The organism is Actinotalea sp. (assembly GCF_041597215.1).
Lineage (GTDB): Bacteria > Actinomycetota > Actinomycetes > Actinomycetales > Cellulomonadaceae > Actinotalea.
In genome coordinates this window covers 1-13458 of record NZ_JBFHHB010000068.1, presented here as the reverse complement: position 1 = coordinate 13458, position 13458 = coordinate 1, and the positions used below count along the sequence as shown (strand labels likewise).

General features: G+C 71.3%; 15 protein-coding genes. 4 read left to right on the top strand and 11 right to left on the bottom strand.

The genetic code is table 11. From position 1 onward, the window contains the following. A partial coding sequence (locus ABWK99_RS06785) for a TRAP transporter large permease (protein ID WP_372593946.1) occupies positions 1–971 on the top strand: 971 nt, incomplete at its 5' end. 59 nt (positions 972–1030) lie between these two features. Here the strand turns inward: ABWK99_RS06785 and ABWK99_RS06780 are convergent. From ABWK99_RS06780 to ABWK99_RS06770, 3 genes are read right to left on the bottom strand one after another with little or no spacing between them, the layout of a single operon-like run. Beyond that, positions 1031–1825 carry an amino acid ABC transporter ATP-binding protein gene (locus tag ABWK99_RS06780; RefSeq protein WP_372593945.1) on the bottom strand — a complete coding sequence of 265 codons (795 nt, stop codon included), beginning with the start codon at positions 1823–1825 and terminating at the stop codon, positions 1031–1033. Further along, positions 1812–2480 carry an amino acid ABC transporter permease gene (locus ABWK99_RS06775; protein ID WP_372593944.1) on the bottom strand — a complete coding sequence of 223 codons (669 nt, stop codon included), beginning with the start codon at positions 2478–2480 and terminating at the stop codon, positions 1812–1814. Before ABWK99_RS06775 ends, ABWK99_RS06780 begins: the two co-directional genes overlap by 14 nt. A 51-nt stretch (positions 2481–2531) precedes the next feature. Continuing rightward, positions 2532–3362 carry an amino acid ABC transporter substrate-binding protein gene (locus ABWK99_RS06770; protein WP_372593943.1) on the bottom strand — a complete coding sequence of 277 codons (831 nt, stop codon included), beginning with the start codon at positions 3360–3362 and terminating at the stop codon, positions 2532–2534. 302 nt (positions 3363–3664) lie between these two features. On the opposite strand from ABWK99_RS06770, the gene ABWK99_RS06765 reads away from it, so the two are divergent. Next, positions 3665–4912 carry an MFS transporter gene (locus tag ABWK99_RS06765; protein ID WP_372593942.1) on the top strand — a complete coding sequence of 416 codons (1248 nt, stop codon included), beginning with the start codon at positions 3665–3667 and terminating at the stop codon, positions 4910–4912. Positions 4913–4961: 49 nt separating this feature from the next. Here the strand turns inward: ABWK99_RS06765 and ABWK99_RS06760 are convergent, their stop codons facing one another. The 8 genes from ABWK99_RS06760 to flgN all read right to left on the bottom strand — a co-directional run bounded on the left by ABWK99_RS06760 (position 4962) and on the right by flgN (position 11214). Then, a complete protein-coding gene (locus ABWK99_RS06760) occupies positions 4962–5144 on the bottom strand; it encodes a hypothetical protein (protein WP_372593941.1) in 183 nt (60 codons plus the stop codon). A gap of 225 nt (positions 5145–5369) precedes the next feature. After that, on the bottom strand, positions 5370–5828 hold the full coding sequence (locus ABWK99_RS06755; protein WP_372593940.1) for a methylglyoxal synthase: 459 nt from the start codon (positions 5826–5828) through the stop codon (positions 5370–5372). Between the two features lie 59 nt (positions 5829–5887). Then, positions 5888–7123 (bottom strand): HDOD domain-containing protein, encoded by a 1236-nt coding sequence (locus tag ABWK99_RS06750; protein ID WP_372593939.1) that lies wholly within the window; start codon positions 7121–7123, stop codon positions 5888–5890. 5 nt (positions 7124–7128) lie between these two features. Next, entirely contained in the window at positions 7129–7908 is a 780-nt protein-coding gene (locus tag ABWK99_RS06745) for a hypothetical protein (RefSeq protein ID WP_372593938.1), read from the bottom strand. A 79-nt stretch (positions 7909–7987) separates the two neighbouring features. Further along, positions 7988–8368 (bottom strand): flagellar assembly protein FliW, encoded by a 381-nt coding sequence (gene fliW / locus ABWK99_RS06740; protein WP_372593937.1) that lies wholly within the window; start codon positions 8366–8368, stop codon positions 7988–7990. A gap of 44 nt (positions 8369–8412) precedes the next feature. Further along, on the bottom strand, positions 8413–9294 hold the full coding sequence (flgL, locus tag ABWK99_RS06735; protein ID WP_372593936.1) for a flagellar hook-associated protein FlgL: 882 nt from the start codon (positions 9292–9294) through the stop codon (positions 8413–8415). 11 nt (positions 9295–9305) lie between these two features. Further along, the gene (gene flgK / locus ABWK99_RS06730) at positions 9306–10727 is read right to left on the bottom strand and encodes a flagellar hook-associated protein FlgK (RefSeq protein ID WP_372593935.1); all 1422 of its coding nucleotides are present in this window, start codon (positions 10725–10727) and stop codon (positions 9306–9308) included. A gap of 7 nt (positions 10728–10734) precedes the next feature. Continuing rightward, the gene (gene flgN, locus ABWK99_RS06725) at positions 10735–11214 is read right to left on the bottom strand and encodes a flagellar export chaperone FlgN (protein WP_372593934.1); all 480 of its coding nucleotides are present in this window, start codon (positions 11212–11214) and stop codon (positions 10735–10737) included. 318 nt (positions 11215–11532) lie between these two features. Between flgN and ABWK99_RS06720 the strand changes: the two genes are divergently transcribed. Together ABWK99_RS06720 and ABWK99_RS06715 are read left to right on the top strand one after the other, a co-directional pair. Further along, positions 11533–12411 (top strand): sigma-70 family RNA polymerase sigma factor, encoded by an 879-nt coding sequence (locus ABWK99_RS06720; protein ID WP_372593933.1) that lies wholly within the window; start codon positions 11533–11535, stop codon positions 12409–12411. Positions 12412–12681: 270 nt separating this feature from the next. After that, the coding region (locus ABWK99_RS06715; protein WP_372593932.1) for a flagellin at positions 12682–13458 on the top strand (777 nt) is incomplete at its 3' end.

The window sequence follows — 13458 nt, the reverse complement described above, 5'->3', positions numbered from 1 at the left end:
GCGGCGCGGCCGTCGCGGCGGCCGCCGCCGTCGGGACGGTGATGGGTCCGCGGCAACGTAAGGAAGGCTACGACCCGACGTTCTCCGCAGCCGTCAACGCTGCGTCAGCTCCGGCGGGGATGCTGATCCCCCCGAGCAACACCTTCATCGTCTACTCGTTGGTCAGCAGCACCTCGATCGCCGCCTTGTTCATGGCCGGCGTCGGTCCGGGCCTGGTCTGGATCGCGGCGTGCATGACTGTCGTCGCTCTCTACGTCCGCAAGCATCACGAACTCAGGGTCGTCGATCACGTCTCGATGAGGGAGGGTCTCGTCGTGATCTGGAAGGCCGTGCCTTCGCTCCTGATGATCGTGATCGTGATCGGCGGGATTCTCACCGGCATCTTCACAGCGACCGAGTCCGCGGCGATCGCTGTGGTCTACTGCCTCGTCCTCGGCTTCGCCTACCGGATGCTCAAGGTCAGGGACCTGCCCGCGATCCTTCTGGACGCAGGGCGAACCACGGCGATCGTCATGCTCCTCGTCGCCGTCTCCTCCGCGCTGTCCTGGATCATGTCCTTCGCGCGGATCCCCGACATCATCTCTGACGCGATGCTGGGCGTGACCGACAACTCCACCATGATCTTGATCATGATGATGGTGATCCTGCTGCTCGTCGGCACCTTCATGGATCCGACGCCGGCAATCCTGATCTTCACACCGATCTTCCTGCCGATCGTGTTGGAGTTCGGGATCAGCCCTATCCACTTCGGAACGATGATCGTCTACAACCTCTGCGTCGGGGTGATCACGCCGCCCGTCGGGAACGTCCTCTTCGTGAGCGCTCGGATAGCCGGCCTGCGCCTGGAGCCGGTGATCGCGAAGATCGTTCCCTTCCTCGTGGCACTGGTCGTCGGGCTCGTCGTGGTCGTGTTCGTGCCGGAGCTCTCCATCTGGCTACCCACGCAGTTGGGGCTCATCACCGGCCCCTGAACGTCCAGGACCGCGAAGGGCCCGAGACCTCACGGTCTCGGGCCCTTCGTCGTCCCTGGCTACATCGGGTGCAGCAGCCGGTCGACGAAGCGCCGGGTGCGTTCCTGCTGCGGGTGGCGCAGCACCTGCTCCGGTGTGCCCCGCTCGGCGACGACACCCTGGTCGACGAACACGACCTCGTTCGCCACCTCACGGGCGAAGGGGAGCTCGTGGGTCACCACGACCATCGTCCAGCCCTCGCGGGCGAGGTCGCGCATGAGCCCGAGCACGTCACCGACGAGCTCCGGGTCGAGGGACGACGTCGGCTCGTCGAAGAGCAGGAGCTGCGGGCGCAGCGCGAGCGCCCGCACGATCCCGACCCGCTGCTGCTGACCGCCGGAGAGCGCCGAGGGGTAGGCGTCGGCCTTCTCGGCGAGGCCGACGCGCTCCAGCAGGGAGCGCGCCTCGGCCACCACCTCCTGGCGCGGGCGCCGCTGGACGATCACCGGGCCCTCGATCACGTTCTCCAGGACCGTCTTGTGCGGGAAGAGGTTGTAGTGCTGGAAGACCATCGCCGAGCGGTCCCGCAGCAGGCCCCGCACGGACTCGCTCGGGCGCTGGGCGAAGTCCACGGCGAGCCCACCGACGACAGCGATGGTCCCGCCGCTGGGGGTCTCCAGCCCGTTCAGGCAGCGCAGCAGGGTCGTCTTGCCGGAACCGGACGGGCCGATGATCGCCAGGACCTCCCCCCGGCGGACCGTGAGATCGACACCGCGCAGCACCGGGGTGTCGCCGAAGCTCTTGGTCAGTCCCCGCACCTCGAGCAGTGCTGCGGGCCCCTGCGTGGGTGCGGTGGCCGGTTCAGCGTGCGACATGACGCTCCAATCGGGTCTCCAGCCGGGACTGGCCCGCGGCCAGTGCCAGGCAGATCACCCAGTAGACGAGGGCCGCCTCGAGGTACAGCAGCATGAACTCCTGGCTGAAGGCAGCGATCTCCTGCGCCCTGCGGAACAGCTCGGTGACCAGGATCAACGAGGCGAGCGAGGTGTCCTTCACCAAGGAGATGAAGGTGTTGGACAGCGGCGGGACCGAGACGCGCGCGGCCTGCGGCACGATGATCCGGCTCAGGGTGCGCCGCCGGGACATGCCGATCACCCAGCCGGCCTCCCACTGGCCCTGCGGCACGGAGAGGATCGCCGCCCGGACGATCTCCGCCGCGTAGCCGCCCACGTTGAGCGAGAAGGCGATCGCCGCGCTCGGCCACGGGTCGATGAGGATGCCGACCGAGGGCAGCCCGTAGAACACCACGAAGAGCTGAACCAGCAACGGCGTGCCGCGGATCACCGAGACGTACACAGCGCCGAGCCGCGCGACCCACCGTCGCCGGGACAGCCGCATGAGGGCGACGGCCACCGCGATGACCATCCCGCCGACGAAGGAGGCCAGGGCCAGCGGGATCGTCCCGGTCACGGCCCCGGAGACGATCGGCCACAGGGACTCGCGCGCGAGCTCCCAGTCAGCGCCGGACATCGGCACGCCCCGCCGTCCCGGGGCACGACGGCATCGTGGCTCGTCGCACCGTCACTGCGAGACGTCCTGACCGAAGTACGTCGCGGAGATCGCGGCGAGCGTGCCGTCGGCGGCCAGCTCGGCCAACGCCTCGTCGACGGCCTCGGCCAGCGCGGTGCTGCCCGCGCGGAACGCGAAGGCGCTGCGGGACTGGTCCGTCGTCGTCGCCGCGATCTTGAGGCCCTCGGCTCCGGTCTGCTTCCGGTAGTCCAGGAAGGTGAGCTCGTCGTTGACCGTCGCGTCGACTCGGCCCTGCTCGACGAGGGCGACCGACTGCGCCCAGCCCTCGACGGCCTCGATCCGCGCTCCGCTGTCCTCGGCGAGCGTGCGCCAGTTGCTGGTGAGCGACTGGGCGGCGGTCTTCCCGTCGAGATCGGCGAAGGAGGCGATGGTCTCGTCGTCCGCCCGGACGACGACGACCCCTGAGGAGTAGGTGTACGGCGCGGAGAATGTGTAGGCCGCCTCGCGCTCGGGGGTGATGCTCACCTGGTTGGCGATCATGTCGAACCGACCGGCGTCCAGCCCCGTGAAGATCGCGTCCCACTGGGTCTCCTCGAACGCCGCTTCGACGCCGAGCTCCGCGGCGACCGCCCGGGCGATCTCGACGTCGTAGCCGACCAGGTCGCCGGTGCCGTCCTCGTGGAAGGAGAACGGGCGGTAGGTGCCCTCCGTGGCGACGACGAGCTCTCCCGCGTCCAGGACGTCGCTCAACGAGGTGTCGGCGCCCGGGGCGGCGCTCTCTGCGGAGTCGTCCGCCGAGGAGCAGCCGGCGAGCACGGCAGCGAGCGTGAGAGGCAGCGCCACGGCGCTGATCCGGCGGGACAGGACGGTGGGACGAGTCATCAGAGGAACCGCTTTCGGTCGTGGTGCAGGAAGGTCCCGGCCGGGCGCGCGGCGCGCAGCCAGAGGTGCCCGAGGGCAGGCCCGTCCCCGGGCGGGGGAAGGCGGGCGGGTGCCCCCGGTCATCCAGGGGCGCTGGTCACCGGTGTGTCACCGGCAGCGACAGGCGCGACAACACCGGCCCGACACCTCGAGGGTGTCGCAGGCGGTGGAGGTCCTCACGTCGCGCACGGCTCGGCAACACGGGTGGGTCGCGGGTTATTCCCGAGGTCCGTCCTGTCCTGCACGCATAGGATCCGTCTGCCATGTCCCGCCTCCTCGACGTCCTCGTGCCCCCGCGGCTCGGTACGGGTTTCCGGTGGCTCCTGGCGTCCTCGTGGACCAGCAACCTCGGTGACGGGATCGCGCTCGCGGCGGGACCGCTGCTCGTCGCCTCGCTGACCGACGACGCCCGCCTGATCGCCCTGGCCGCGACGGTCCAGTGGTTGCCGCCCCTCCTCTTCGGACTGCTGGCCGGGGCGCTCGCTGACCGGCACGACCGACGCACGATCGTGGTGGCCGTCGACCTCGCCCGGGCCTTCGTGCTCGCGGTGCTCGTGACCGTCGTCGTGACCGGTCACGTGACCATCGCGATCGCGCTCCTGGCGCTCTTCGTCGTGGCCACGGCCGAGGTCTTCGCGGACAACTCCTCGCAGACGATGCTGCCCAACCTCGTGGCGCGTGACGACATCGCGATCGCCAATGCGCGGCTCTCCACGGGCTTCATCACGGTCAACCAGCTCGCCGGGCCGCCGCTGGGGGCCGCGCTGTTCGCTGTCGGGTGGGCGCTGCCGTTCAGCGCTCAGGCGCTCGCGGTCGCGCTCGGTGCCGTGCTCATGACACGGGTGCTGGTGCAGCGCCCGGTGCGCGAGCAGGTCCCGGCGCGGTTGCGCAGCGACATCGCCGAGGGCTTCCGCTGGACGATGCACCACGCTGCGATCAGGACCCTGGTGCTGACGATCTTCGTCTTCAACATCACCTTCGGCGCGGCCTGGTCCGTGCTGGTGCTGTACTCCAGCGAGCGGCTGGGTCTGGGGCCGGTGGGGTTCGGCCTGGTGACCACGACCTCTGCCGTCGGAGGGCTCGTCGGCACGACGCTGTACGGCGCGCTGACCCGCCGGATCAGCCTCGGCGGGCTCATGCGGATCGGGCTGGTGCTCGAGACGCTCACGCACCTCGCGCTCGCCCTCACGACGAGTCCGTGGGTCGGGCTCCCCGTGTTCTTCGTCTTCGGGGTGCACGCCTTCGTCTGGGGCGCGACGTCGACCACCGTGCGGCAGCGCGCGGTGCCGCCCGCCCTGCAGGGCCGGGTCGGAAGCGTGAACCTCGTCGGCGTGTTCGGCGGGCTGGTGATCGGCTCAGGGCTCGGCGGCGTGATCGCGCACCGCTGGGGCGTCACCGGACCGTTCTGGTTCGCCTTCGTCGGATCGGCGGTCTTCCTGGCGATCCTGTGGCGGCAGATGGCGCACATCGCTCACGACGCACCGCTGCTCGGCACCCCCGACCAGCGGTGATGTCCGGGGCTCGCGTCCGGGGGCGGTGGGGCGACGTGGCCGGTGCCGCCTACCAGGGCTGGATGCCGCGCTGCGCCCGGTAGGCGGTGATGGTCCCCGTCGGGCTCCACGGGTGCCGGGCCAACGGGCTCTCGACCGCGACTCGGGGCGAGGCGGGCCGCGCGGGGCGGTGCGGGCGTGCGCGGTGGGTCAGGCTCGCGGGGAGGATCGGGATGCTGCGGTGTGCTGCCATCGGACAGGCTTCCTGCTCGGGCGCCGGTGGGTGGTGGCGCTGGTGGACCGCGCAGGAGCTGGGGTGTCGCTCCGTTGCGGCTCTCACCAGTCTCTCGACCTGCGGCGAGCCGCGGATGAGACCTAAGGCCCCAGGTCAGCGGCATGATCACCCGAACGGCAGCGCCATCGTCACGGGCGTTGCCCGCCTCCGTCACCCGATGCCCACGCGGGCGTCAAGAGCTCGTCATCCCGTCGGAGCGGTGCCGTCCCAGCCGCGTGGGCCGAGCTCGGGGACACGGCGCACGTAGGGGCCGTCGAAGAGCGGGGAGGAGATGAGGAAGTCGGCCGTGGCGAGGTTGGTCGCGGTCGGGACGTTCCACACGGTGCTCAGCCGCAGGAGCGCCTTGACGTCCGGGTCGTGCGGCTGCGCCTCGAGCGGGTCCCAGAAGAAGATCAAGGTGTCCAGCACCCCCTCGGCGATCTTCGCGCCGATCTGCTGGTCGCCCCCGATCGGCCCGGAGAGGAAGCGGTGGACCCGCAGCCCGAGCTCGAACTCGAGCATGGTGCCCGTCGTCCCGGTCGCGTAGAGGTGGTGCGCGGCGAGGGTGTCGCGGTTGTGCTCCGCCCAGCGCAGCAGCTCGACCTTCATGTTGTCGTGCGCGACCAGGGCGATGTGCCGGTGGGGGATCGCTGTCTCGGTCATGTGGCGAGCGTGACACGGGCCCTGCGCCGGCGCCAGGGCTCGGGCGCTCTCGCCGGCCGTCAGGCCGGGCTGACGGCCCGCGCCGTGCCCAGGGCCTCGGACAGGCAGCGCAGGTACACGTCCGAGACGTCGACCACGTCGTAGCCGCACGCCGCAACGGTCTCCAGGTCGCGGCGCTCGTGCGCGAGCACCGCCGCCAGGGCGAGGCCCAGCTCGCCGCTGAGCTCACGGACGGCGTCGGCGACCACGGACGAGACGCCGACGGCCTCCAGGACCACGTCCGCCGGCACGCCGAGCTCGTCGATGAGCGCCGAGAGCATCCCCGCCGTGTACGCGGCAGGGTCCCCGGCGAGCGCCTCGCAGCACAGGGCCCTCGCCAGGATGTGCCACAGCGAGTCCATCGCCCCGACGCGGGCGTCGAGGGTCAGGGCGGTGACCAGGGTGGTGACCTCGCGCACCCCGAGCAGGACGACGGCCTGACGCACCGTGTCGACCCGGTTGCGCAGGGCGAAGGCACCCGAGTTCACCAGGTGCAGGACGCGGACGGTGAGCACCGGCTCGGTGTCGATCACCTCCGCGACCTTGCTCATGGTCACGTCCTCCTGCTGGAGCAGGTGCAGGGCGGCCAGGCACTGGAGCTGTCCCGGACGGAGCACCTTGTGCTCCCGGCCGCTCGCCCCGCCGCGCTCGCCCGCGCCACCCCGCAGGCCGTCGACGCGCGCGTCGGCACAGACGGCACGGTCGCTGCGGTCCTGGAGCCTGGCGAGCACGCGGACCTCGGCGCGGTGGGCCCGCGCCACCAGCGCCGCGAGGTTCTCGAATCCCGCCGCGGCGTCCACGACGACGAAGCCGAGGCAGGGCAGCAGGGCGTCCTGCTCCGGTGTCCCGCGGTAGGAGGGCAGCGCCAGGACGGCGCCGCTCGCCGTCAGGGCCCGGGCGCGGCGCTCGGCATCGGGGCCGAGCTCGAATCCCGAGGGCAGGTCCACGACGAGCCTGCCGCGTGCTGCCGTCGTCGGCAGGGACCCGTCGAGCATCGCCGGGGTGGCCGGGACGAAGACGTAGCGGTCGGCGCCGAGCCCTGCCAGGTCGAGGTCGAGGTAGTGGCGGTGCAGGGCCTCGGCGATCTCCGTCGACCCCGCTGCCAGCGCGCCGATCGCGTCGGTCACCGGTCCGTCCGGGAGGTCGAGCGAGACGGTCACCGAGTAGCCGATCACCCGGTCCTCGAGATCGCGGACGGCCTCGCGGTGGACGCTCGAGCGCACCGCAGCCTCGCGTTCGACGGGAAGTGTGGTCATGGTCCTCAGTGCTCCTGGGCGTCCGGCGTCGGACGGGCGCCCGTCCCGTGCGCGCGCTGCTGCGGCACGACGGCCGACGGTGCAGCGGTGCGTCCCGCCGTCGTCCGGGTGGCGCCGCCGGGTCCGACGGCGGTCTGCATCGTCATCGCCGTGGTCGCCGCCTCGACGTAGGCCTCGTACACCGCGTGCGGGGCGAACCCGTGCCGTTCGGTTGCCGCGGCATCGTCGGCGAGGTAGCCGAGCAGGGCGCCGAGGGCGGCGCCCAACCGGCCGCGTCGTGCGGTGACCGCCAGCCGGACCGTCCCGGAGACGCCCGCGAGATCGAGGAGCTCGTCGAGGGGGAGGCCGTGCAGGTCGCCCAGTGCGGAGAGCAGGCCGACGCTGTACCCGCGGCGGTCCCCGCTCAGTCGCTCGCAGGCCAGCGCACGGGCCAGGACCCGCCACAGCTGCGGGACGGCCGGGACGGCGTCGCGGACGAGCTCGTCGACCAGTCCGGCGAGCGCCCAGCGGTCGACGACCTCCATGGCCTGCGCCACGGTGTCGAGGCGCTCTCCCGGACGGGTCCCGGAGTTCGCCCGGCCGAGCACGCGGACGGCGGTGGCCGGGTCGGCCGCGACCAGGCGGGCGACGAGGTCGGGATCGGCGATCGGACGGGCGAGCTCCTCGCGCAGCAGCCCCACGGCGACAGCGCCGGCCCGCGGATGTTGCTGCCCTGCCGGCAGGAAGGCGATCGCGGCACCGGTGGGAACCGGGGCGGCGGCCCCGTCGAGCGTCGTGCTGGTCATCGTCCCTCCGTCCGTCCAGGGTCTGTCCCCTTGAGGATCGGCCGACGGGCCCTGGTCATGAACGGAATGCGCCGTCGGATCAGGCCGCGCGGAACTGCGCGCGCAGCGGCCACTCGTCGGAGTCGAGCACGACCTGGAGGGCCGAGCCCGTCGTGGGGTTGATGACGACCGGCGCGAGGAGGTTGGCCGTCGGGCCGTTGCCCTCGCTGCCGGGGTGGACCACCGCGAGAAGGAGCGGCGCCTCGTCCCCGAGCCCGAGGGCCAGGCGCGAGCCGGCGTCCAGGGGAGGGGCGTAGTCGGGGAAGTAGGCCTGCGGCGGCACGAGGAACAACCGGATCTCCGGGTGGTCCACCGAGCGCATCGCGAAGAGGTAGCCCTCCTCGTCGAGCGGGTTCAGCGTGTAGCTGCGCAGGTCCATCATCCCGGGGGGCGCCTGGACGAACTCGATCTCGGCAACCATGTCTCGCTCCGTCTCCACGCCTGTCGCGGTGTGCACGAGGACGCTCACTGCAGGTAGTCCAGGAGCGTGGGCTGCAGCACTCGGGCGGTCGCGCCCAGGGCGCCCTGGTAGGCGACCTCCTGGCTCTGCAGCTCGACGATCGCTGCCGTCAGGTCGACGTCCTCGATGTCCGAGATGCTGATCTGGAGATCGAGGAGCCTGTTCTCGATCACGCCCTGCGTCGTCGTCATCCGGTTGGTGCGCGAGCCGACGCCGGAGAGCTCTCCGAGCATCGTGTCCATCCGCACGTCGATCTCGGCGAGCCGCGGACCGGGGTCGACCCCCGTGCGGATGTCAGCGGCGATGGAGTCGAGCAGCGCGAAGACCGAGCTCGATCCCGTGCCGAAGGCAGCCGAGCCGTCCACGTCGGCGCGCACCGTCGTGTCGGGGGACACCCGACGGTCGACCGAGCCGCCTGCGGTGCCAGTCCAGGCGTACGAGGCGTCGAAGGCCACGGCGGAGTCCGAGGTGCCGGCGAAGACGTTGCGGCCCTGGTGCTGCGTGTTGGCGATCGCCAGCAGTCCGTCGCGCACCGACTCGATCTCGGTGGCGAGCGCTTCGCGGCCGGACGCGTTCAGCGCCCCGGACCCGCTCTGGACCGTCAGGTCGCGGGCCCCCCGCAGCTGGGACACCGCGCTCTGCAGTGCCGTGTCGGCGCTGCTGAGCCACCCCAGGCCGTCGTCGATGTTGCGGGAGTACTGGGTGTACGCGCTCTTCTCCGAGCGCATGCTCATGGCGGTGGAGATGCCGCCCGGGTCGTCCGAGGGCTTGGTGATGCGCTTGCCGCTCGACATCTGCTCCTGGAGGCTCGACATCTTCGCGAGGTTGAGCTGCAGGTTCGCGAGCGTCGAGCGCTGCATCGTCTGCTGGGTGACTCTGCCGATCATGTCTACCTCCTCTACACGGCCATGCGGTTGATCAAGGTGTCGAGCATCTCGTCCATCACCGTCAGCACCCGAGCCGCCCCCTCGTACGCTCGCTGGTAGGCGAGCATGTTCGTCGCCTCCTCATCCAGATCGACGCTCGCCCCGGAGAGTTGAAGGTTCTCGGCGGTCGATCGCGTGGACTCCAGGACGGTGGCGCGCTGGCTCGCGGTGTCGGTGCGGACCCCGAGGTCGACGACGAAGGCGCGGTACAGGGAGTCCGGCCCGCCGGTGGCGGTGGCGAGCTGGGCGATCCGGTCCGCCCAGGACCCGTCCAGGGCGCCCTTGACGGGGTCGGCCGCGGCGACGTCGCTCGGGTTCGTGATCGCGACCGAGAGGCCGGTAGCCGCAGGGAGACCGCTCGCGAAGGAGAAGAAGTCGAGCCCGGTGCTCGCCGGGGTCCCGGTGCCCTGGCCGCCCTGGTGCAGGGTGTTCACGGCGGTGGCGAGGCTCGTGGCGACGTCGTTCCACATCGTCGCGGTCGAGGCGAGGGGCCCGGAGGTCCCGAGGTCGGTGACCTGCGCGGCCACGGACCCGCCCTCGAGGACGAGCGGGGTGCCGCTGCGGTCCCACTGGAGCCGGACCGGGTCGGCCGCGCCGGCCGGAGGCTGGCCGATCCCGCCGGCCATCGTCGTGGCGCCGAGGATCGAGACCGTCTCCGCGCGGCTCCCGGTCACGAGCGGGTTGCCCGCGACCAGCACGTCGACGGTGCCGTCCTCGCGGGCCTGGGTGGTGGCACCGGCGAGACCGGAGAGCGAGGTGATGAGCACATCGCGCTGGTCGATGAGCTCGTTGGCGTTCCCGCCGGAGACGCTGATCGCGCGGATCTGCCCGTTGAGGTCCGCGATCGAGGCGGCCGTGGTGTTGAGCTGCGTGACGGCCGTGGCCGTCGTCGCACGCAGCTGGGACCACTGGGTCTCGACCGCGCGGTAGCCGTCGCCGATCGTGGTCGTCAGCGCGGCGGCCTGGCCGAGCAGGACCGCGCGGGCCGATGCGCTGTCCGGTGCGTTGCCGACGTCCTGCCAGCCCGACCAGAACTGCTGGAGCGAGGAGGCCATGCCGAGGTCGGTGGGCTCGGTGAAGCTCGTCTCGACCTGCGCGAGCGTGTTCGCCCGGCTCGTCTGGTAGGAGGCGCTGCTGGTGGCGGTGCGCACCCGGGCGTCGAGGAAGACGTCGCCCATGCGCGTGATCCCGGTGACCCGGGTGCCGTTCCCGGCCGCCGTGCCGGTGGAGAACATCGAGGGAACCGTGGTCGAGGGGACGGAGGTCGTCTCGGCACGCTGACGCGTGTAGCCGACCGTGTTCGAGTTGGCGATGTTCTGGCCCGCGACGTCGAGCGCCTGGCGCTGGGCGATGAGCGAGGAGAGCGCGGTGCTGATCCCGGAGAAGGTGCTCATGCCTGGCTCACAGCGCGCGATCGACGAGGGTCGCCGTGTCGAAGGACGAGGTCGCCCCCTGCGGGCCGTAGGTGTCGACGGTGTCCTGCAGGGACAGGAGCGTCTCCCGGGTCGCGCGGTAGCTCGCTGTGAGCAGGTCGCGGTTGCCCTGGGCGAGGGAGTTGATCTCGTCGGTGAGGGAGACGAACGCCGCATGGTGCTCCATGAGGAGCTCGCCCCACGGGGCGGGGGCCGCCGTGGCGACGGCGCGCAGGCTCGATCCCGCGTCGAGCCCGAGCTCGAGCGCGACGGACTCCGCCTCCACCGATCGGCCGAGCTCGGCCGATCGGATCTGGTCGAGCACCTGCTCGACCTCTCGCGTGGCGTGGCCGAGCCAGCGGGTCCGCCCGCTCGAGAGGATCAGCTGCTCCTCCTCGAGCTTGAACAGCAGGAGCTCGAGAAGTCTGCGCTCGTGCCACAGCACGCCGGACAACTCGTTCAGGCTCATCGGACCGCTCCCTCGTCACTTCGACGCCACCCCCTGGGCGCCGGCTCTGGACTCCCCATCGGCCGGCGCGCCCGGCTCCTGAGGGATCGGGACCAGGAGATCTGCCACGAATGGCCTAACGACACGCGATCCGGTGGTGTGATCTGCGTCACGCTCGACATGTCGGACCCGGGAGGGTCTGTCCGGATTCGGAATCGGGCACTTCACCCCAGACCCGGCGCGGGCCCCTGGCCGCTCGTCACACCTCCGAGCGAACGAGCCCTCCCGACGTCTCAACCGGATCTCAAGTAGCCGAAGCACGACCCCGAAACACCCTTCGTGAACGCCACCGAGAACCCCACGAACGCGCTGGTCGTCGAGAACATGCCTCTCGTCGGCTACCACGTGAACGCGATGCTCGGCCGTGTGCCGTCGTACGTCTCGCGGTCCGACCTCGTGTCGGCCGGCGCGCTGGCTCTGGTCCGCGCGGCCCGCGGCTACGACGAGACCACCGGCGTTCCCTTCGCCCGCTACGCCTCGCTGCGGATCAAGGGCGCGCTCATCGACGAGCTGCGCGGGATGGACTGGGTCTCCCGCGGCGCGCGCCGCCGGGTGCGTCAGGTCACCGAGGTGGCGGACCAGCTCACGGCCAGCCTCGGTCGAGCCCCGCAGCGCGACGAGCTCGCCGCCGCGATGGGTGTGGCGGTCGAGGAGATCGACACCGCGCGCTCGGACGCAGAGGTGCGGGTGCTGAGCATCGACGGCTTCGACGGATCGATCGCCGAGACGGTGGTCTCCGCCGACATCAGCCCGGAGGACAGTCTCTTGGCGAACGAGCGGCTCTCCTTCCTTCGTGCGGGGGTCTCCTCCCTGCCCGAGCGCCTGCGCTACGTGGTCGAGGAGCTCTTCTTCCACGACCGCCCCGTCTCCGAGCTCGCCGACGAGCTGGGCGTGACCCAGTCGCGGATCAGCCAGCTGCGCACCGAGGCCCTCGGTCTGCTCAAGGACGGCATGAACGCCAGCCTCGACCCCGAGCTGGTGCCGGCCGCCGCCCGGCCCGACGGTGTCGCGGAGCGGCGTCGCCAGGCCTACTTCGCCGAGGTGGCCGCACGTGCCGCCGCCGGCGCCGGCGCCGGACTGCTCTCCTCGGTGCCCGCGCAGCACCCGGCGGCATCCTCGGAGCGCTTCATGGCGTCCGAGTACACCGCGGCGTCCTGACGCGCCTGCACGGCGGGCGCCCCTGGCACGTCCTGCGCCGCCTGCACGGCGGGCGTCCCCTGCACGTCCGATGAGGCGCGCGCGGGCCCGGGCCGGGTCGCGCCCCTGGTCAGCGCCGGATCCGGCGTCCTGGGCCGTCCGGGTGAATCCCGAGCCGATCCGAGGAATCCGCCGCAGAAGTCTTAACGGTCACCCGCTCCGGCCGATCAGTCCGGTGCTCGCCCATGGAGGGGCGGCAGTCATTCGGCCCGAATCAAGGAGGAGTTCATCATGGGTCTCTCGGTCAACACGAACGTCGCGGCACTCAACGCGTACCGCAACCTCTCGTCCACCCAGAACGACATGGGCAAGTCGCTCGAGAAGCTGTCCTCTGGCTTCCGGATCAACCGTGCCGCCGACGACGCGGCCGGCCTGGCCATCTCGGAGGGCATGCGCTCGCAGATGGGCGGCATCACCGTCGGCGTCCGCAACGCCCAGGACGCGATCTCCGTCGTCCAGACCGCTGAAGGTGCGCTCAACGAGACCACGTCCATCCTGCAGCGGATGCGTGACCTCACCGTCCAGGGTGCCAACGAGGGTGGCCTCACCAGCGACGCCGTCGACAACATCCAGGCGGAGATCACCGCGCTGACCACGACGCTGAACGACATCGCCGCGAACACCACGTTCAACGGCACCGCGCTCCTGGACGGCGGCTACACCGGCACGTTCCAGGTGGGCGCGAACGGCGGCGAGACGGTCTCCGTTGCCATCGGCACCGCGATGGACAGCACCGGCCTGGGCATCTCGGCCCTGACCGCGCTCGACGGCACCAACGCCACGGCGACGACCAACCTCGGCCTCATCGACACCGCGATCAACACGGTCTCGACCACGCGTGCCGGTCTCGGTGCCTCACAGAACCAGCTCGAGCACGTCATCAACAACGCCAACGTGGCGCTGGAGAACGTCACCGCGTCGGAGAGCCGCATCCGCGACACCGACATGGCGTCGGAGATGGTCAACTACACCCGGACCCAGATCCTGTCCCAGGCGGGCACGGCCATG